At 58.5% G+C, this 19,054-nt stretch carries 16 protein-coding genes; 8 read left to right on the top strand and 8 right to left on the bottom strand.

Features of this window, described 5'->3' with window-relative positions:
• Nucleotides 1-2 precede the first annotated feature (2 nt).
• From HV127_RS15115 to HV127_RS15095, 5 genes are read left to right on the top strand one after another with little or no spacing between them, the layout of a single operon-like run.
• A complete protein-coding gene (locus HV127_RS15115) occupies nt 3-920 on the top strand; it encodes a sugar ABC transporter permease (protein WP_182236984.1) in 918 nt (305 codons plus the stop codon).
• A complete protein-coding gene (locus HV127_RS15110; RefSeq protein ID WP_182236983.1) occupies nt 920-1,768 on the top strand; it encodes a carbohydrate ABC transporter permease in 849 nt (282 codons plus the stop codon). Before HV127_RS15115 ends, HV127_RS15110 begins: the two co-directional genes overlap by 1 nt.
• Before the next feature lie 19 nt (nt 1,769-1,787).
• Entirely contained in the window at nt 1,788-2,864 is a 1,077-nt protein-coding gene (gene ugpC, locus HV127_RS15105) for a sn-glycerol-3-phosphate ABC transporter ATP-binding protein UgpC (RefSeq protein WP_182236982.1), read from the top strand.
• A 2-nt stretch (nt 2,865-2,866) separates the two neighbouring features.
• Nucleotides 2,867-4,402, top strand: coding sequence for a sulfatase (locus tag HV127_RS15100; protein WP_182236981.1), 1,536 nt, complete (start codon nt 2,867-2,869; stop codon nt 4,400-4,402).
• Nucleotides 4,403-4,456: 54 nt separating this feature from the next.
• Nucleotides 4,457-5,911: a sulfatase-like hydrolase/transferase gene (locus tag HV127_RS15095; RefSeq protein WP_182236980.1), complete on the top strand. Its 1,455-nt coding sequence runs from the start codon at nt 4,457-4,459 to the stop codon at nt 5,909-5,911.
• 33 nt (nt 5,912-5,944) lie between these two features.
• On the opposite strand, the gene codA is transcribed toward HV127_RS15095, so the two are convergent.
• Genes codA through codB form a run of 3 tightly spaced genes read right to left on the bottom strand, consistent with a single transcriptional unit; the run spans nt 5,945 to nt 9,680 of the window.
• A complete protein-coding gene (codA, locus tag HV127_RS15090; protein ID WP_139538629.1) occupies nt 5,945-7,183 on the bottom strand; it encodes a cytosine deaminase in 1,239 nt (412 codons plus the stop codon).
• Nucleotides 7,180-8,415: a PucR family transcriptional regulator ligand-binding domain-containing protein gene (locus tag HV127_RS15085; RefSeq protein WP_182236979.1), complete on the bottom strand. Its 1,236-nt coding sequence runs from the start codon at nt 8,413-8,415 to the stop codon at nt 7,180-7,182. The genes codA and HV127_RS15085 overlap by 4 nt, the downstream gene beginning before the upstream one ends.
• Before the next feature lie 2 nt (nt 8,416-8,417).
• Nucleotides 8,418-9,680, bottom strand: a complete 1,263-nt coding sequence (gene codB, locus HV127_RS15080) for a cytosine permease (RefSeq protein ID WP_182236978.1) — start codon at nt 9,678-9,680, stop codon at nt 8,418-8,420.
• A gap of 515 nt (nt 9,681-10,195) precedes the next feature.
• On the opposite strand from codB, the gene HV127_RS15075 reads away from it, so the two are divergent.
• The 3 genes from HV127_RS15075 to HV127_RS15065 are packed head-to-tail and all read left to right on the top strand — an operon-like array spanning nt 10,196 to nt 13,354.
• Nucleotides 10,196-10,807, top strand: a complete 612-nt coding sequence (locus tag HV127_RS15075; protein ID WP_139538632.1) for a methylthioribulose 1-phosphate dehydratase — start codon at nt 10,196-10,198, stop codon at nt 10,805-10,807.
• Nucleotides 10,808-10,832: 25 nt separating this feature from the next.
• Nucleotides 10,833-12,329 (top strand): FGGY-family carbohydrate kinase, encoded by a 1,497-nt coding sequence (locus HV127_RS15070; protein ID WP_182236976.1) that lies wholly within the window; start codon nt 10,833-10,835, stop codon nt 12,327-12,329.
• The gene (locus tag HV127_RS15065; protein WP_182236974.1) at nt 12,326-13,354 is read left to right on the top strand and encodes a 2-hydroxyacid dehydrogenase; all 1,029 of its coding nucleotides are present in this window, start codon (nt 12,326-12,328) and stop codon (nt 13,352-13,354) included. Before HV127_RS15070 ends, HV127_RS15065 begins: the two co-directional genes overlap by 4 nt.
• Before the next feature lie 41 nt (nt 13,355-13,395).
• On the opposite strand, the gene HV127_RS15060 is transcribed toward HV127_RS15065, so the two are convergent.
• Genes HV127_RS15060 through HV127_RS15040 form a run of 5 tightly spaced genes read right to left on the bottom strand, consistent with a single transcriptional unit; the run spans nt 13,396 to nt 18,863 of the window.
• Nucleotides 13,396-14,337 (bottom strand): sugar kinase, encoded by a 942-nt coding sequence (locus HV127_RS15060; RefSeq protein ID WP_182236972.1) that lies wholly within the window; start codon nt 14,335-14,337, stop codon nt 13,396-13,398.
• Nucleotides 14,338-14,348: 11 nt separating this feature from the next.
• Nucleotides 14,349-15,350 carry an ABC transporter permease gene (locus tag HV127_RS15055; RefSeq protein ID WP_181483074.1) on the bottom strand — a complete coding sequence of 334 codons (1,002 nt, stop codon included), beginning with the start codon at nt 15,348-15,350 and terminating at the stop codon, nt 14,349-14,351.
• Nucleotides 15,350-16,336, bottom strand: coding sequence for an ABC transporter permease (locus HV127_RS15050; RefSeq protein WP_182236970.1), 987 nt, complete (start codon nt 16,334-16,336; stop codon nt 15,350-15,352). The genes HV127_RS15055 and HV127_RS15050 overlap by 1 nt, the downstream gene beginning before the upstream one ends.
• Nucleotides 16,333-17,838 (bottom strand): sugar ABC transporter ATP-binding protein, encoded by a 1,506-nt coding sequence (locus HV127_RS15045; RefSeq protein WP_182240660.1) that lies wholly within the window; start codon nt 17,836-17,838, stop codon nt 16,333-16,335. Before HV127_RS15045 ends, HV127_RS15050 begins: the two co-directional genes overlap by 4 nt.
• 44 nt (nt 17,839-17,882) lie before the next feature.
• A complete protein-coding gene (locus tag HV127_RS15040; protein WP_110273311.1) occupies nt 17,883-18,863 on the bottom strand; it encodes a sugar ABC transporter substrate-binding protein in 981 nt (326 codons plus the stop codon).
• Between the last annotated feature and the right edge of the window lie 191 nt (nt 18,864-19,054).

The following is a 19,054-nucleotide window of genomic DNA, read 5'->3' as shown; positions in this document are numbered from 1 at the left end:
CCATGTCTGGACAACCGCTCTCCGTGCCCCGGTCCATAGCCCCTTCGCGGTATCAACGTCGTGACTGGTGGCCGTGGCTAGCATTGACGCCGCTGATTGTCATTATTGCCGCGTTGATGGTTACCCCAGTGATCCATCTTTTCAGCCTGATCACCCAGGAGGTGAGCTGGCAGGATGGACGCGCCGTCACCCGGTTTGTTGGACTGGATAATATTCGCGCTTTTCTCGCCAATCCCTACTACTGGCCGGGGCTGGTCAATACGCTGGCGTTTTCTGTTATTGCCGTGACGCTGCAAGTTGTTATCGGTTTTGCGCTGGCGCTGGCGGTTAACGATATGAAGAAAGAGCCGCGTTTACTGACAACCATCCTGCTGCTGCCGATTGTGATTTCTCCCATCGTAATCGGTGCGATGTGGCGACTGATACTCAACAACGACTCTGGGGTGCTTAACGTGGTACTGAGTCAACTGGATATCGTACCGCCTGACTGGTTGGGAACACCATCGCTGGCGTTTCTATCGGTGATTGTGGTTGATGTCTGGCACTGGACGCCGTTTTCCTTCCTGCTGCTGCTTGCGGGCCTGAAGGCGCTGCCCCGCGAGGTGTTGGAGGCTGCCCAACTGGATGGTTGCAGCCGCTGGCAGCGCCTGCGTTTCGTCATTTTACCCATGATGTGGCCAGCGTTATTGATAACCCTGATGCTGCGCATCATCTTCTCGTTCAAGGTCTTTGATGAAATCTATCTGCTCACCAAAGGGGGGCCAGGTACTGCCACCGAGATGGTCAGCTACTCCATTTATCGCGCCTTTTTTATTGAGGACCGTGAGGGGCTGGGGGCAGTGATGTCCCTGTTTACCTTCTTCATTATTGCTCTGCTGCTGGTGGTATTGATGAGCTTACGTAAGCGGAGGATAAGCTGATGCTGCTATCGCTACGCGGGCGCGCCCGGTTGTTTACGGCTGGTCGTGGCGCCGCAATCACGTTGTACGCCGTGCTGGTGCTGTTTCCTTTTATCTGGTTATTGAGCACCGCATTTAAAAAGCAAATCGATATTCTGCTCGCCCGTTTTGTGTTTACGCCGACGCTGAATACTTTGCGTGAGCTGTTATTCGACCCCGGCTCGATGTTTAGCGCTTATTTCGTCAACAGCGTGGTGATTACGCTGACCACGACCGCGATTATCGTCGCCGTGACGCTGTTTTCCGCCTACGCGCTGACCACCGTACGTAAGCTGCCTCCCGCGTTAGGGGCGGTTCTGCTTGGCTGGTGCCTGCTGTTCAACCTGTTGCCGGTGGTGACCTTTGTGGGTTCCTGGTTCAATCTTTTTCGCCAGCTGGGCCTCTACGACACGCGGATTGCCATCATTATCGCCAGCGTGGCCGCCTGGCTACCCATGGCGCTCTGGCTGGGCGTGACGTTTGCCCGCGAGATCCCCAAAGAGCTGCTGGATGCCGCCAGCGTTGACGGCTGTAGCCACTGGCAACGCTTTCGCTACGTTTTCGTACCGCTGATTAGATCCGGTATGACCGCAACGACGATTCTGGTGCTGCTGTTTGTGTGGAATGACTTTCCGATAGCGTTAATTCTCAGTTCGGAGCAGGCGCGAACTCTGCCCGTATACATCACTGCTTTTTCGCAAAATGAACAGATTCGCTATGCGGAAATGGCCTCTTCATCCCTGCTGGTTTCGATTCCGGTACTGCTGCTGCTCGTGGTGGGCCAGCGCTTTATCATCAAAGGATTACTGTCCGGCGCGGTGAAGGCATGACATTAAAAAGGAAAATCCAATGAGCGCGGTTGCAATCGAGAGCGTCAATAAGAAATACGGCAACGTCACGGTCTTGCAGAATATCGATCTGCATATTGAAAAGCGGGAGTTTATTGTCCTCGTCGGCCCTTCCGGCTGCGGAAAATCCACACTATTACGGATGATCGCCGGGCTGGAGGAGGTTGAGAATGGGCGAATTTTGCTCCAGGGGAGCGATATCAATGAGATACCCGCCAGCGAGCGCGATATTGCCATGGTTTTCCAGAACTATGCGCTTTATCCGCATATGAGCGTGGCGGAGAACATGGGCTTTTCGCTGAAGATCAAAGGGGTGAAAAAACAGGAAATTACCGGGCGGGTCAACGCTACTGCCGAAGCGCTACAGCTTACGCCGCTGCTGGCGCGTCAACCGCGCGAGCTCTCCGGCGGTCAGCGCCAGCGGGTGGCAATAGGTCGGGCGATGGTGCGCAACCCCGAGGTCTTTTTGTTCGATGAGCCGCTGTCGAACCTCGATGCCAAGCTGCGGGTGGATATGCGCCTTGAGATCAAAAAACTCCACCAACAGCTGGACGCCACGATGATCTACGTGACCCACGATCAAATAGAAGCGATGACCCTCGCCGATCGGATCGCCATTATGAATCAGGGGCGTATTGAACAAGTGGCGACCCCGCTGGAGCTGTACGACCGGCCTTGTAACCTGTTTGTCGCCTCATTTATTGGTTCGCCGGAGATCAACCGCGTAGCCGGTCGCATTTCTAACGATGGCGAAGGTTTTGTCAGCGATTCCGGTCTGCTTCTGCCGCTGGCGGATAACCTGGCGCATCTTGCCGGAAGGGCGCTGATTTACGCCATCCGACCGGAGCACTTTGTCCTCAATTCTGCTGATGGTCTGCCCGCTGAGGTTGACGTTACCGAGCCCACCGGCGTGGAGACCCTGGTCAACGCCCGTCTGGGCGGCGAAATCCTGACTTGTACCTTCCGCCAGCGGCTTGAACTCCAGCCGGGCGATAGCATCCGCCTGCTGCCGGATGTTCGCCACATTCACCTGTTTGATGCCGAAAGCGGCGAAAGAATTCCCCTGACTAAGGAGTAATAATGCGTACCGTCTTCCTGCTGTTTGATTCACTAAACCGGCTGGCTCTGTCGCCTTACGGCGGCCAGCATGTGCCAACACCGAACTTTGACCGTCTGGCGCAACGCTCGGTGGCGTTCGATCGCCACTATGTCGGCAGCATGCCTTGTATGCCCGCCAGACGCGATATGCAGACCGGTCGCCTGAGTTTTTTGCACCGTAGTTGGGGGCCGCTGGAGCCCTTTGATAACTCTTTCCCTGAGCTGTTGTATCAGCAGGGGGTCTACAGCCATCTGATCACCGATCATAACCACTATTTCGAAGATGGCGGAGCGACCTATCATAACCGTTATGATTCGTTTGAGTTTATTCGCGGCCAGGAGGGCGACCCGTGGAAGGCGATGGTGCAGCCGCACTGGGAGCGCCTGCGGGAAAAATATCATCCCTCGCAGTTTTCAAACGGACGGCGGGATTTAAAAGCGCGGAATATCATCAACCGGGAGTATATCCGCGAAGAGAAAGACTTTCCCTCGGTGCAATGCTTTGCCCGTGGCCTGGAGTTTCTGGATACCAACCGCCATGCCGACAACTGGTTCCTACAAATTGAAACCTTCGATCCGCATGAGCCATTTACCGCCCCGGAGCGTTTTTATAATGTGATTAACACCGACTGGACCGGGCCGGTTCTTGACTGGCCGCGCTATGGTCGCGTCGATGAATTACCGGAAGAGGGCGAGGAACTTCGCGCCAATTACTATCGGCTAATTGCGCTGTGCGATTCGCTGCTTGGCGATGTGCTGGATTATTTTGATCAACACGACCTGTGGAAGGACACCGCGCTGGTGCTCTCCACCGACCACGGTTTCCTACTGGGCGAGCATGACTTTTGGGCGAAAAACCGCATGAATATGTACGAGGAAGTGGCGCATATTCCGCTGTTTATTCACCATCCTGAGTACGCGCACTTTGCCGGGCAGCGCAGGCAGGCTCTGACCCAGACGCCGGACCTTGCCGCCACCTTCCTTGATATTCACGGCGCGAAAAGGCCGGCGGAGATGCAAGGACACTCGCTGCTGCCGGTTGTGGCGCAGGATCGGGCGCTGCGGGAGGGCATTCTCTTTGGCTATTTCGGCGGGGCGGTCAACGTGACCGATGGCCGCTATACCTACCACCGCTACCCGGAAAACCTCAGCGAGCAGGAGATTTACCAGTACACGTTGATGCCAACGCATATCACCTCGCGTTTTAGCACCGAAGAGCTGGCGGATACCACGCTGGCTGCACCTTTCCCCTTCACCAAAGGCGTTCCACTGCTGAAAGTGCCGGTTATCGATACCTCGCCGATGTATAACAACTACGGCCCGGGGTCGCTCCTGGAAAAAGAGACCCGCCTGTACGACCTGGCTGAGGACCCGGGGCAGCTTGCTCCGCTGTACGACCCGGTGGTTGAGCAGCAGCTTAGCGAGTTAATGGTCGATTTAATGGCGAAAAATGATGCGCCGCCGGAAGCCTTTGAGCGGCTAGGGTTAACGCCCCGGGACGTTTCTTCCGAGGTTTAACCCTCGGCGTGACGGCCCGCTGACATGCGGGCCATAAACAGTAAGCGATAGCCCATGAATCAGCCGAATATTTTATGGATATGTACCGACCAGCAGCGTTGGGATACGCTTTCCTGCCTCGGGACGCCCGGGGCGCAGACGCCGCACATTGATAACCTTGCCGCTGCCGGAGTGCTGTTTGAACGCGCCTATGTGCAAAGTCCAATTTGTACCCCCAGCCGGGCATCGTTTCTGACCGGAATGTACCCGATTGCGTATCAAATACAGCGCAACGGCAACCGCCGCTTTCCCGAGCACCTGCATCTGTTGCCTCGTTCATTTCAGCAGGCGGGATATCGCACCGGGCTGATTGGTAAGTTGCATCTTTCCGCCAGCCAGCACGGCGTAGAGCAACGCCCCGACGATGGTTACGATGAGTTTTACTGGAGTCAGCATCCGCACCCGGACTGGCCGGAGGGCCACGATTATCAGGCGTGGTTGGAAGAGAAAGGTGTCGATCCGCAGGCGCTATACGCCCACGCGCAGGGCGCGATTTATCCGGGAGTTGAGGCGGAATTTCACCAGACCACCTGGGCGACAGAGCGGGCGCGAGAATTTATCTCCCGCCATCAGCAGTCGCCGTGGTTCCTCAGCATTAACCTCTACGATCCGCATCCGCCGTTTGACCCACCGCAGGCGTATTTGCAGCGTATTGATGCGGATGCCATTCGCCCACCGCTGTTTGCCGAAAGCGATCTGGCCCATCAGGCGCGCTTTACGCGGGTTGACCAGCAGACCAAAAAGGCTGTCAATCCGAACGTGGCGGTAGAGGGGGAAAGCCTGCAAGGCAGCCATGACACGCCGCCGGAATCCTGGGATGCGAAGGCCATTCGCGCGGCCTATTTCGCCATGATAGCTCAGATAGACGATTTGGTCGGCAGCCTGACCTCGCTGCTTGATGAGAGCGGGCAGCGGCAGAATACGCTGGTTATCTTTATGAGCGATCACGGAGAGATGCTGGGCGATCACGGCCTACTCTACAAAGGCTGCCGCTTTTATGAAGGGCTGGTGCACGTGCCACTGATCGTTTCGTGGCCGCAGCGTTTCGCGCCGCAGAGGCGCTCGAATGCCTTAGTCGAGCTGGTAGATATTCCAGCGACGCTGCTGGAGAGCGCGGGGCTACCGGTGCCCGCGCAGAACCAGGGACTGTCACTGTACGCTTTGCTCAACGGTGACAGCGCGCTGCATCAGCATAAGCCCTATGTGCTGAGCGAATATTTTGACGCGCTTGGCTTTCCCGGCAGCATCGGTTCGCGCGGCAGTATGTATTTTGATGGCCGCTATAAGCTGAATGTTTATCACGATGCTGAAGAGGGGGAGTTGTTTGATTTAGATAACGATCCGCATGAATTTCATGACCACTGGCACGACCCGCAGTTTAAGCCGCTCAAGGCGCAGCTTATCCAGCAGCATTTTTCCGCCATGATGAAGGTGAGCGGCGCAGGGCCGGAGCGCATCAGTGATTTTTAGCCCGGCAGATTAACCCGCCGGGTGTTTAACACATCAGTTTGGATAGCAAATCTGTTCCGGCTGGCGCTGCAAAATAATGTCGCCATGGCGAATGGAGGTCAGCACTTTGGCCTGGCGGCGCACGGCTTCATAATCATTTTCCGCATCAAGGATCAGCAGGTTCGCCGGACGCCCTTCGGCAATACCGTAGTTATCGCCCAGGCACAGCGCGCGGGCGCTGTTATCGGTAATGAGATCGAGGCAGCGCTGCAAATCTTCATACCCCAGCATATGGCAGATGTGCAGCCCGGCGTCGAGGATGCGCATGATATTGCCGTTGCCCAGCGGATACCACGGATCCTGAATGGAGTCCTGAGCAAAGCAGACGTTGATCCCGGCGCGGTCCAGCTCCGCCACCCGCGTCACGCCACGCCGTTTCGGCCAGGTATCAAAGCGCCCCTGCAGGTGAATGCTTTCGGTCGGGCAGGAGATAAAGCTGATCCCCGAGGCTTTTAACAGGCGGAACAGCTTCGAACAGTAGGCGTTATCGTAAGAGCCCATCGCGCAGGTATGGCTGGCGGTGACCTGCGCGCCCATGCCGCGAACCCGGGCTTCTTCCGCCAGCACTTCCAGAAAACGTGACTGCGGGTCGTCAATTTCATCGCAGTGCACGTCCACCAGGCAGCCGTGGCGCTGGGCCAGATCCATCAAAAACATCACTGAGCTAACGCCCTTGTCGCGGGTATTTTCGTAGTGCGGAATGCCGCCAACCACGTCAGCTCCCATCTCGATAGCGCGGGTCATCAGCTCGCGCCCGCCGGGGAAGGATTCGATGCCCTCCTGCGGGAAGGCGACGATTTGCAGGTCGATAAGATGGGCCGCCTCTTTTTTCACCCTTAGCATGGCTTCCAGCGCCGTCAGAGAGGGGTCGGTGACATCAATATGGGTACGTACGTGCTGTACGCCGTTATCGCGCAGCATACCGATCGTTTTCAGCGCGCGCTGGCGCGTATCTTCTACCGTGACGCTCTCTTTACGCTGGCTCCAGCGGGCGATGCCCTCAAACAGCGTGCCGCTCATATTCCACTCCGGTTCGCCCGCCGTCAGGGTGGCGTCGAGGTGGATATGCGGTTCGACAAACGGCGGGATCACCAGCTTTTGCTGCGCGTCGATATCGTTGGCCTCAACCGCCTGTGCGGCGGCCTGCGCGGTGATGCTTTTAATCAAACCGTCCTGGAGATCCAGGGTATAGAGCGCTTCTTTATGGCGCAGGCGCGCGTTGATAATTTTCATGGTTGTTCCCGTAAATGGTTTTGCGACATACGCCAGATAGCTAAAGCGACCGAGGCGTTGAGATGAAATTGCGGATGGCTGACCGGATAGCCTGTCAGCTTTTCAATTCGTTGGATGCGCTGATGCAGCGTGTTGCGGTGAATCCCCAACAGCTCGGCGGCCCTGACTACGTTGCCGCTCTCCTGAAGCAGCGTTTCCAGAGTCTCCATTAACAGCCACGGGCTTTTGCGATCGGGTTCGATCAGGCAGCCGAGGGTGCCATGCATAAAGTCGGTTAGCAGGGTGGGGTCGCCGACGGCGGAAAGCAGTTTGATAAAGCCCAGTTGCTGGTAGTCGCTGATGCGTTGGGCCGGGCGCAAAGTATCGCTAAGATCCAGCGCCTGACGCGCCTGCGACAGCGCGCGCGGATAGCCCTGCAGCTGCTGCACCGGTGCGGAAAGGCCACACAGCAGCGATAACTTATCATCGCTTTCCGCCAGCGCCAGCAACCACTGCTCCAACCACTTTTTCTGTTGATAAAACTCGCCTTCCTCGTCCGGGATCAGAAAGAGAAACATATTGCTGCGCTCGACCAGCGGAAAAGGGTTGCCCTGCTGATTGAGCTGCTGCTGCAAGCGCTGGCGCACGGTGCGGCGGGCCTGCTGGAGCCAGGCTTCGGCCTGCTCGGGCGGAAACTGGCGAAACAGGCGCGCTATCCCCTCAAGTCGCAGTGCCGCCACCCGCAGCGGGCGGGTAAAATCCAGCTGCTGGTGGAGCGCACGCTGATGCAGGATTTGCAGGTCGGGATAATCGCCGGTTAGCAGCTGCAGTAGAATATCGCGCTGTGATTGCAGGGCATTCTCGCTGCGTACCAGCGCGGTGCCGATGCGCTCGGTCACAATCACCATCTTCAGCAGATAGGGCTGCTCGATCAGCGGAATGCCCAGCTCGTCGGCCAGCACGATCAGCCGCGGCGGGATCGTGTGGATATAAGCGTCGCCGGTCAGGATCACCATTCCGGCGATCCCGCGCTGCTTGCCTTCCATCAGCAAATGAATCAGGTTGTCTTCATCGCGGGGATGGTTGATCCCGGTGATAAACACCAGTTCCCCGCCCATGATCCACTCAGCGATATTTTCATTTTCCGCCACGTAGTACCAGCGAACCGCCAGCTGGAGGCCCTGTTTACCCGCGCGCAGGCGCATGGCGGAGAGCCCGTCCAGCGCGAGGATTTCATTGACCGTCAGGCTCATGGTTACTGTTCCGCAACTGAGTCAGCGGCGGGCTGGCGTTTGCTCAGGCGGGTCAGAGCGATGTAGACCAGCGCGGAGACGGAAATCCCCACCAGCGGCGCAATCCACGGCGACAGGTAAGCCACCACCGCGCCGACGGCGTAGGCACTGAGCCCCAACCAGTTAAAGCGCGGTAAACGGGCGGTTTGCAGCAGCGGATAGCGCCCGCCGCGATAGAACCAATAGTCGGCGAGAATGACGCCGCCGATAGGCGGGATGATACTACCTAGCAGCACCAGGAACGGGATCAGCATTTCGTACATCCCGCCAATGGCCAGCAGAATGCCGACGCCAGCGGCGACCACGGTCAGGGTACGGCGGCGTTCGCTGCGCAGCAGATGGCAGGCGGCAGCCGAGACGTTATAGATAGTCGGCCCCTGAATCGTCAGCAGGTTGAGGCACAGCATCACCACCGCGGCGACGGACAGCCCCTGCAAAATCAGCACTTCTACAATGTCGGCCTGCTGGTAGACGATAGCGCACCACGCCCCGGCAACAATCATCAACCCGTTGCCGACGAGGAAGCTACTCATACTGGCGACGATAGCGGTGCGGCTGGAGTTGGCCAGTCTAGTCCAGTTCGTCGCCTGGGTTGCGCCGCTGGCGAAGGTGCCGAACACCATGGTGATCGCCGCCGACCAGGTCATGGTTTCGCCCGGTTCGATTTTGGTCATCGCCTGCCAGCCCCCGGCATGATGGGCGGCAAGATACATAGAAACGACCAGCAGAATAAACATCAGCGGCACCGACACGCGCGATAGCGCATCCAGCCCCTTGTAGCCCACCAGCGCGGTGACGCAGAACAGGATCCCGAACAGGATCATCAGCGGAATGGTCATAGCCTCGGGCAGGGCGAGGATTTTGACCAGCGAGATGGCGACCGTCGCGGTACCCCAGGCGTACCAGCCCAGTTCGGCGAAACCGAGAATAAAATCGGCTAGCTTGCTGCCGATTTCCCCGAAGCAAAAACGCCCCATCAGCACGGTATTCAGCCCGCTGCGCGCGGCAATCCAGCCGAGCGATGCGGCGTATAGCGCCAGCAGAAAGTTACCGATAACCGCAATCCATAGCAGGTTCACAATCGAAAAAGAGACGCCAAGCTTGCCGCCCGCGAACATCGTGCCGGTAAAAAAGGTAAAGCTGAACAGGACCATGGAGATCGAAAATACGCCTTTGCGCCCTGAGGCAGGCGCTTCGACGAGCGGAAAATCATTGCTGTTTGACATTGTGGAACCTCTGAGTGGCTATCCGAATGGCGATGCCAGAGAGATAGCAAGAGATATGCCAACAAAATCGGGGCAGGGGTAACACTGATGTATGGGCACTATGCACATAAAATGGCGTTATTTAGCCGATGTTTGCCATAAATGTGTGCACTGTGACATGTTTTGCACCGCCGTGGAGCAGTGGGATTGAGCTATTGCGCGCATTCCTGTCGGGTGGCGGCTGGCGTCTTACCCGACCTACAGGGAGGGCTGAATCGACAAATGATGCCAATTTTGCGCCGTTTCCTGGCGGAACGATCCCCTATCTTTTTGGCAGCATATGGTGGGTAATGTTGGCATCATGAAGACATTCAATTTCTTTATTGTTAAAAAAGTAATTTCATATGCAATTCTATTATAACCATTACTAATGTAAGTCTTTTCTGAAATATTGTTCACTAGACTTGGCGGTGTTAGTATCGGGTGAATAGCCATTTAGACGGCTAAATATAACATCGCTAAACTAAGGAACTGCTATGTGGCAAGAAAGACTCGCGCAACTGGTCACCACCTGTCATTGGATCGGCGCGAAAGGCTGGGCACCGGCCACCGGCGGCAATATGTCGGTGCGTCAGGACGAGACCTGGTGCTGGCTCAGCGAGTCGGGACGCGATAAAGGCAGCCTGACGACAGAAGATTTCCTCCAGGTTGAGATCGCCAGCAATAAAGCGCCTTCCGGGCGTAAACCTTCCGCCGAAACCGGCCTGCATACCCTGGTGTATCGCCTGTTCCCGGAGGCCAACTTTGTGCTGCACGTGCATACCGTCAACGCCACCGTGCTATCGCGCATTGAAAAAAGCGACACCCTGGCGCTGCAGGGTTATGAGATGCAGAAAACCCTGACCGGTCAGCATAGCCACCTTGATACCGTACCGGTGGCGATTTTCGATAACGACCAGGATATCGACGCCCTGGCGGCGCGCATTGAAGACTATGCGCAGACCAACCCGCTGCGCTACGGCTTCCTGCTGCGCGGCCACGGCCTGACCTGCTGGGGCAAAGACATTAACGAGGCCCGTCGTCAGCTGGAAGGACTGGAGTTTCTGTTCGAGTGCGAGCTGATGCGTCGCCGCTACGAGCGCGACTAAATTTCTCTCCACTAACGGGTCAGGCATGGATTTTTATCTCGGAATCGATATCGGCACCTCGCGGGTCAAAGCGGTGCTGTTTGATGAACATTTTCAGGCGTGCGCCAACGTGGCGCAGAATACCGGCCCGCGCCTGTCGGCTAACGGTTATGCCGAACAGGATATGGCCCAGCTGTGGCAGTCGGTGGTGGTGATTCTGCGCGAGATTGCTCAGCATCCGGCGCTGCAAAAAGGGCGTTTACGCGCAATAGGCCTTGCCGGGCAGGGCGAAGGCGTTTGGCTTAGCGACGCCGAGGGCGAACCGGTTGGGCCGGGTATCCTGTGGAGCGATACCCGCAGCCGCGAGCTGATGAGCGAACTGCTCAACCGCCCCGGTTTTGACCGCCGTTTCTTTGACGATACCGGCACCCATCTGCAACCCTGCAACACCAGCATGCAGCTATGCTGGCTCAAACATCATCAGCCCGAACGGCTGGCGGCGGCCCGCTATCTGTTTTTCGCTAAGGACTGGATCCGCTTTCGCCTCACCGGCGTTGCGGCGCTGGATCTCACCGATGCCAGTACCTCTTTGCTAAACCAGCAGAGCGGAACATTATCCGGGGTCGTGCTCAATGAGATGGGGCTGGCGGGTTTAGCCCATCTGTTCCCGCCGCTGCTGGCACCGGACGCGCAGGCAGGTACGCTGCGCGAAGAGGTCGCGGCGCTGACCGGGCTTCCCGTTGCGACGCCGGTGGCGGCTGGCGCGCTCGATGTGTGCAGCGCAGCGCTGGGCTGCGGCGCGGTGAACGACGGCGACATCTATACCATTCTCGGCACCACCTGCTGCACAGGCATCGTCTGCCATGGTCGTCAAACGGTCAACGAGGGGACGCGCTACGTCACCCACACCGAGGCGGGCAGCTTTATTAACCTTTTTCCGATGCAGGCCGGAACGCCAAATATCGACTGGCTCCAGCAGCAGATTTCGCTGAATCCCGATTTACAGCAGCTGGAACAGAGCATCGCCAGCGTTGAGCCGAGCAGCGGCGGCGTCTTCTGGCAGCCCTATCTCAACGGCGAACGCGCGCCGTTCTTTAGTCCCGAAGCGCGGGCCGGGTATTTTGGTATTAGCCAGCACACCACTCGCGCGCAGCTACAGCGGGCGGTGTTTGAAGGACTGGCTTACGCTATCGTCGACTCGCTTCAGGGCTATCCGCAGGGTGGTGAGCTGTACCTGACCGGCGGCGGGGCGGCGTCAGCGACCTGGCTGCAAATTATTGCCGACTGCACCGGCAGAACGGTGGTTTCCAGTACTTTTAACGAGCTTAGCGCGCGCGGAGCGGCGATTCTGGCGGCTCGCAGCGTCGATGCGCTGACCCGCTACCCCGCGCTTGAGCAGACTCGTTATCAACCTAATCCGCAAGCGCATAGCCGTTATGCCGCTCTGTATCCGGTTTATCGCCTGCTGCGCGAGCAGATGCTCCCGGTCTGGCAGGCCCGCCACGAGGCGCTTCAACGTATTTCTCAGGAACAACGCATATGAAAATTGTTTTTACCGCCGAACACGCCGGCGACCTCAGTGCATTTCAGCAACTGGGTGAACTGCAGGTGGAAGGTTGGGCGCTGGGTAAACCGAAGCTGAGCGCTGGCCAACTGATTGAGCTGGCCCACGACGCTGACGTGCTGGTGACCAGCTACGATGATGTGACGGAAGAGGTGATTGCCGCCTGCCCGCGTCTGCAGGTCATCGCCTGCACCCGCGCCAACCCGGTGAATATTGATACCAAAGCCGCGCAGGCGCGCGATATCCGCGTACTCTATACGCCGGGCCGCAACGCGGACGCTGCAGCAGAGCTGACGCTGGGGCTGATGCTGAGTCTGGCGCGGCATATTCCGCAATCGCACGCGGCGCTGAAGCTCGGTGAATTCACTAACGCCGAGAACGCCGCCCAGGCCACCCAGAGCGGGCTGCGCCGCGATGTGGTGTGGGACGTCAGCCCGGAAAGTCCTTATGAAGTGTTTAAAGGCAGCGAGCTGCGCAATAAAACCCTGGGGCTGATCGGATATGGCAATATTGGCCGCCGCGTGGCGCGTATCGCCCGCGCCTTTGGCATGGCGGTGCTGGTGGTGGACCCGTTTGTCGCCGCCGAGGATATCAACGAGCCGGGGCTACAGAAAACGACGCTTGAGGGTCTGTTCCGTGAGGCGGATATTGTCAGCCTGCATCTGAGTAGCGGCCCGCACAGCGATGGCCTGGTGAACGCGCAGTTGTTGAATAGCATGAAGCCGGGGGCGCTGCTGATTAATACCTCTCGTGCCGCGGTGGTGGATGAAGAAGCGTTAATTAACGCACTGCGCCACGGCCCGCTGGGCGGCGCGGCGTTGGATGTATACCATCGCGAGCCGCTGTGGCGCGACCATCCGTTTGTCACCGAGTTTGATAACGTGATTATCACCCCGCATATCGCCGGGGCGACGAGAGAAAGCATCGTTAAACATACGGCGATGATTGCTGCCGACCTTCAGCGCTATGTTGCCGGGGAGCCGCTGCTCTATCAGTGGCGTTAAGCCTTTTCAGCCGCCGCGAGATGCGGCGGCGACGCTTTTTGTCAGCGACGGTTAGCCGCCATAAATGCCAGCGTGTGCTCCCAGTCGACCACGCCCGCATCCGATCCCATGCCAGTCGCCACCAGCGCGGCGACGGCGGAGGCCACCTCACATGCCTCTTTGACGCTTAATCCACGGGCCAGCGCGGCAATAAAGCCGCCGCAGTAGCTGTCGCCGCAGCCGGTGGTGTCGACAGCATCGACCCGGTACGGCGCGATATGCTCGACTGCGCCGTCGCGGGTCAGCAGCCAGGAGCCGTTTTCACCCTCTTTCAGAATGCAGGTCCCGACGCCAAGTTCGAAGAAGAAGCGGGCGATCGTTTCCGGCTGCGCCTGTCCAGAGAGATACGCGGCCTCCTCAAGAGAAGGCATAAAGTAGTCCACCGACGGCAGCAGCGGGCGCAGCAGATCGAGGGTGTGCTCATTGGGCGCGATTAAATCAAAGCTGGTGGTGACGCCGCGAGCCTTTGCCGCTTGCAGCAAAAGGGCGCTTTGCCCCTGGTCCATCGCCGCCAGCAGGCCGGTGCCGCCGTGGTGCAGGAAGCGGCAGTCAAGAATCGCATCAAACTCCTCTTCGCGGATGAAAAGGACATCGGAAGCTCCCCGGCAGTGCAGCGCCGGGCGCTCGCCGTTGGGGCGGATGGGTAGAATGGTTGCCGACGTTTCCTTCAGTGCCGTGCGCTGGATCTGCGAGCAGTCAATGCCCAGCCGCGCATAGCTGGCGAGGATAAAATCAGCTTTTTCATCTTTGCCCAGACAGGCTACCGCTGCGGTACGAATCCCCAGCTTGGCTGCGTTAATGTTGGCCCCTGCGGCGGTTCCTGCGGGATTAAGGCGAATCTGTTCAATAAAGGCCACCCCGCCGCGCGGCGGGATGTCGATAACCGGGCGACCGGCGATATCAAGAATAGTCAGGCCGACAAAGGCGGCGTCAAAGGTTGCCATGAGAGCTCCGCTTAACGATGGGTTTGACGCAGGCGCGCCTGCCAGAAGGAAAGGGCCAGCGCAACGACCAGAATCACGCCAACCAGCGCATCTTTCACCAGATAGTTAAGCCCCATCAGGTTCAGGCCGTTATCAATAATCGCGAGGAACAGCACGCCGCCGAGGGTTCCGGCGATGCTGACCCGGCCCAGTCGGTTAAAGGCGGTGCCGATAAATACCGCGGCGATAGCGTCCATCAGATAGGCCTGACCGGCCAGCGGCGTAAACTGGCGCAAGTTGGCGGAAAGGATAACGCCGCCGACGGCGCACAGGGCGGAGGCCGCCACCAGCACCCACAGCATGGTGCGGCGGTCGCGAATTCCGGCGATACGCGCCGCTTCGCCGTTCTGACCGATAGCGCGAACGTATTTGCCGAACAGCGTACGTTCGGTAATCAGCCACGCCGCCAGCCACAGCACCAGCACAATCACCACCGGCGTTGGAATTCCGGCGATATTGCCGACTGCCAGATCGTGATATTCCGGTGCCATCCGGCGATAAGAGATGGAGCCGCCGCCGTCGGTATAAATGCGCTCGGCGCTGCTGGCGATAAACCAGGTGCCGAGGGTGGCGAGGAACGGGCGAATCTGGCAGATAAGGATCAGGAAGGCGTTCAGCAGGCCAATAATCACCCCACCGAGCAGCGCGCAGCCGACCGCAGCCTGCCACGGCAGGTGCCAGGTTTTCAGCGCCACCAGCGCAAAAGCCGCGCCAAAATCAAGCGCCACGCCGACGGAGAGATCAATCGCCCCGGCGCTGACGATAAGGGTCATCGCCATCGCCACAATCAGCAGGATCGCGCTGCCCTGCAGCAGATTCGCCCAGTTATCAAAGGTCAAAAAAACCGGATTTGCCCAGCCGAACAGGGCAATCGCCAGCAGAGTAATCACGCCGAATCCTGCCCGCGACAGCCACGCCAGCGGATTCGCTGCGGTTTGCCCCGTTGATGGGGTCTTGAGCGTCAACTGGCTCATCAGTTGCCTCCTTTATGTCTGACCGCCGAAGCCGCCAGCACTACGAGGATCAGGCCGCCTTTAATCGCGCCCATCCAGAAAATGTTTACCCCCAGCAGGCCGAGCCCGTTAGAGAGCGCGTTGACCAGCACCGCGCCGAGCAGCGCGCCCCAGATGGTGACCACGCGACGCCGCGAGAACGCCGCGCCGATAAAGGTGGCGAGGACGGTTTCCAGCAACAACGGCGTTGCCGTGCCGCTGGAGCTGCCGGAGCCCTGGCTGAGCAGCGGTAAAATCGCCAGACCGGCGGCGATCCCCGCCAGTAGCCAGACGATGATGGTCAAACGGCGCACATTGAGTCCGCTCATCTGCGCCATATCGCGGTTGCCGCCTACCGCCTGTAAATGCTGGCCAAAGCGGGAGTGATGGAGCAGAAACTGAAACAGCGCGAAGACCGCCAGCAGGTAGATAAGCGGCCACGGGATGCCGAACAGGTTGTTATCGCGAAAGGCCACCATCAGCGGGTCGTTTACCGCGATGCGCCGCTGCCCGGTCAGCAGGTCAGTCAGCCCGGTGAAGGCGACGGAGGTTGACAGGGTTGCCAGCAGCGGCGGCAGGCCCGCCGCCAGCACCAGGGTGGCGTTGACCGCACCGCAGGCCAGGCAGACGGCAATCAGCAGTAAAAACAGCAGCAGGTAAGGGGTATTCCACTCCGTCATGCCGAGGCTCAGCAGCGCTACGCCGAGCACCGCGATGGCGGGCAGCGAGAGGTCGATGCCGCCGGAAACCACGTCATCGCCGCCGACGGCAATCACGCACACCAGACCGAAGCAGAGGATCGCCAGCGGCACGCTCTGCACCAGCATCATGCTGATATTTTGCCAGCTTAAAAAAAACGGCGACTGGAGGCTGAGCCAGACCAGCAGCGCGAAAAAGAGAATCAGGGGGAATTTTTCGATTAGCGTCGTTATGCCCGCAAGGGGGCGGCGCTGGATACCTGCACTCATACCTGTTGTTCCTGTCCACCGTTGATCGTCACCAGCAGGGCGTCCAGCGTCAGCCCCTGGGTCGGAAGATTGGCCACCAGCTCGCCGCGCCACATCACCAGGATGCGGTCGCAAAGGCCCAGCAGTTCCGGCGCGTCGCTGGAAGAAACCAGCACGCCGCGACCGCGCTCCGCCAGTTCGCGCGTGCGCTGATAAATATCGCTGCGCGCGCCGATATCGACCCCGAGCGTGGGTTCATCAAGAATAAATAGCCGCGCGTCTGTGCCCAGCCAGCGGGCGAGAATCGCCTTTTGCTGGTTGCCGCCGCTCATGAAGCGCACCGGCAGTTCCGGGCGACCGGGGCGGATGGAGAGCTGTTCAATCCAGCTGTGCGCTTTTTCCAGTGCCCGCCCTCGGTGTTCCCAGCCGAAGGTGGCGGTATCCGGCAGCGAGGCAAGGTTAATATTGTCGGCAGTAGAGAAGGGGAGAATCAGCCCCTGATGGCGACGGTCGCGCGGGACCAGCGCCAGCCCGGCGCGGGTGGCCTGATAGGGCGTGCGCAGTCGTTTCGGCTCGCCGTCGATGTTAATCGTGCCGCTACGGGCGCGGCGCAGCCCGTAGAGAAGATCGACCAGCACGTCGCGCCCTGCGCCAAGCAGACCCGCCACGCCGACGATCTCGCCCGGTTGAATATCAAAGCTAATATCGTTTAATTGCGTGCCGTCGCTGAGATGGCGAACCGACAGCACCGGTACGGCGGTATCGACTGCCTGAGCGCTGCTCTGACGCGGGGTATAGAGCTGTTCGATATCGCGCCCGACCATCATTTTGATTAGCGCATCGGTATTCTGCAGGAGGTCCCGGTCGGGATAGCCGACAACCTCGCCGTTACGCAGCACCGTGCCGCGATCGCAAAGGGCGGCGATTTCGTTGAGATAATGGGAAATATAAAGAATCGCGATCCCTTGCTCGCGAAGGCGCAAGATGGCCGACGAGACCAGGCTGGCTTCCTGTGCTTCCAGCGGCGCGGTGGGTTCGTCGAACACTACCAACTTTGCCGCGCCGTCAATCAGCGCTCGGGCGATTTGTACCAGCTTGCGCTCGGCAAGGCTGAGATCGCGGATCAGGCGGCGCGGATTGATTTCCAGTTGCCAGCTGTCGCGGAAAAACGCCTCGGTCGCGGCATTCATCCGCCGTCGGTCCAGCGCGCCCCAGCGGGTGCGGTACTCCTGGCCGAGGAACACCGATTCCGTGACGGTAAAGTGCGGGATCAGGTTGAGCTCCTGGTGAATGACGCGAATGCCCAGCGCTTCAATAGCCGCCGGATTACCGAGCGGCAGGGGTGCGCCGTCGAGCGTGGCGTTGCCGCTATCGGCCTGATAGACGCCCGCAAGAATTTTAATTAGCGTCGATTTTCCCGCGCCGTTCTCGCCGATCAGGCCGTGAATTTCGCCAGGGTTCAGAAGCAGCGTGACCGCATTTAATGCAGTCACGTTGGCAAAGCTTTTGCTGATCTGGTTCATCGCCAGACCAGCGGCGGGATTGGCCCCGCCGGTAGATTGAGTGATCACTGCAGTTCGCCATATCCCAGCTGTTTGTAGACCGCTTTCGCTTCCTGCGGGCCTTTCACCGGGACCACCGGGATAAAGGTTTGTACCGGCAGTTTCTGCTTGTCGAAGTAGCGGGCGACGTTGTCGGCAGAGGTCTGGCCGATCAGGTGCGGCTGCTGAGCGACGTTGGCAACGAACGGGCTGCCCGGCTCGGCCATGATTTCCAGCGTTTCCGGGCCGGCATCGATGGCGGTGACTTTGACGTCTTTATCGCGCCCGGTCTCTTCCAGCGCCTGGACAATACCGATAGCGGGCTGATCCCAGCAGGCAACATGGATGGCGTCGAGCTTACCTTTTGGATATTGGCTCAGCAGTTCGAGGGTTTTCTTACGCGCATCTTCCGGTGAGTTGGCAAACTGTTCTGCCAGCTCTGGCTGAATAATATGAATATCCGGGTAATCCTTAAGGACATATTTCCACTGGTCATAACGAATGCCGCAAATACGCAGGGAGCTGGAGAAGGCGTTAAATACTGCAACGTTGCCTTTGCCGCCTAGCTCATCGGCCATATAACGACCAATGGTCGAGCCTAATGTGTAGTTATCGGAAGTGGTGTTATTGACGGAGTATTTTGAAACGTGGTCAACGGTAAATACCGGAATGCCCGCATCGCGCAGCGCTTTGAATTTAGGCTCAACAGCGCTATCGCCCAGAATGCTAATTACCGCATCAACTTTGCGCGACAGCAAAATATCGTGGTTATTGGCATGAACCTGGTTGTCACGGCCACCGTCGACGCCGATCACTTTACCGCCCAGTTTCTCTACCTCTTCGGTCGCACCTTTATAGGCTTCACGATCCCAGAAGTGCTGCGTGCCGACAACGGCGACGCCGATAGTTTTCCCCTGAAGCGATAAGGCATCGGCCGCCAGGGCGTTAACGGAGGCGAGCGAGAGCAGACCCAGCGCGATGGGCAATAATTTCATTTTCTGCGACATTCTTATTATGGTCCTGTGATGGAGGTGGCTGCGGAGCAGTAGCATGACAATAACAGCCATGCAACCTCAAATACAAAATATGTCTAAGTTATATCAACAATGTTATATCGCAGATTTGCCTGAGGAAAACGTAAATTTGTCATCTGCAACCTGAAAATATTTCATGATGCGATTTTATCCATTTTTATTTT

It is taken from the genome of Klebsiella sp. RHBSTW-00215 (assembly GCF_014103785.1).
In the GTDB taxonomy this organism is placed as follows: domain Bacteria; phylum Pseudomonadota; class Gammaproteobacteria; order Enterobacterales; family Enterobacteriaceae; genus Klebsiella.
The sequence above is the reverse complement of the archived record's forward strand: the minus strand, read 5'-3'. Positions and strand labels throughout refer to the sequence as shown.

What these genes read in the sequence shown, in the direction of transcription:
- ugpC (WP_182236982.1), top strand. Translation starts at nt 1,788, where the DNA reads ATGAGCGCGGTTGCAATCGAGAGCGTCAATAAGAAATACGGCAACGTC.
- HV127_RS15100 (WP_182236981.1), top strand. Translation starts at nt 2,867, where the DNA reads ATGCGTACCGTCTTCCTGCTGTTTGATTCACTAAACCGGCTGGCTCTG.
- HV127_RS15085 (WP_182236979.1), bottom strand. Translation starts at nt 8,415, where the DNA reads ATGAGCCTGACGGTCAATGAAATCCTCGCGCTGGACGGGCTCTCCGCC.
- HV127_RS15110 (WP_182236983.1), top strand. Translation starts at nt 920, where the DNA reads ATGCTGCTATCGCTACGCGGGCGCGCCCGGTTGTTTACGGCTGGTCGT.
- HV127_RS15045 (WP_182240660.1), bottom strand. Translation starts at nt 17,838, where the DNA reads ATGAACCAGATCAGCAAAAGCTTTGCCAACGTGACTGCATTAAATGCG.
- HV127_RS15070 (WP_182236976.1), top strand. Translation starts at nt 10,833, where the DNA reads ATGGATTTTTATCTCGGAATCGATATCGGCACCTCGCGGGTCAAAGCG.
- codA (WP_139538629.1), bottom strand. Translation starts at nt 7,183, where the DNA reads ATGAAAATTATCAACGCGCGCCTGCGCCATAAAGAAGCGCTCTATACC.
- HV127_RS15055 (WP_181483074.1), bottom strand. Translation starts at nt 15,350, where the DNA reads ATGAGCCAGTTGACGCTCAAGACCCCATCAACGGGGCAAACCGCAGCG.
- HV127_RS15060 (WP_182236972.1), bottom strand. Translation starts at nt 14,337, where the DNA reads ATGGCAACCTTTGACGCCGCCTTTGTCGGCCTGACTATTCTTGATATC.
- codB (WP_182236978.1), bottom strand. Translation starts at nt 9,680, where the DNA reads ATGTCAAACAGCAATGATTTTCCGCTCGTCGAAGCGCCTGCCTCAGGG.
- HV127_RS15040 (WP_110273311.1), bottom strand. Translation starts at nt 18,863, where the DNA reads ATGTCGCAGAAAATGAAATTATTGCCCATCGCGCTGGGTCTGCTCTCG.
- HV127_RS15075 (WP_139538632.1), top strand. Translation starts at nt 10,196, where the DNA reads ATGTGGCAAGAAAGACTCGCGCAACTGGTCACCACCTGTCATTGGATC.
- HV127_RS15050 (WP_182236970.1), bottom strand. Translation starts at nt 16,336, where the DNA reads ATGAGTGCAGGTATCCAGCGCCGCCCCCTTGCGGGCATAACGACGCTA.
- HV127_RS15065 (WP_182236974.1), top strand. Translation starts at nt 12,326, where the DNA reads ATGAAAATTGTTTTTACCGCCGAACACGCCGGCGACCTCAGTGCATTT.
- HV127_RS15115 (WP_182236984.1), top strand. Translation starts at nt 3, where the DNA reads ATGTCTGGACAACCGCTCTCCGTGCCCCGGTCCATAGCCCCTTCGCGG.
- HV127_RS15095 (WP_182236980.1), top strand. Translation starts at nt 4,457, where the DNA reads ATGAATCAGCCGAATATTTTATGGATATGTACCGACCAGCAGCGTTGG.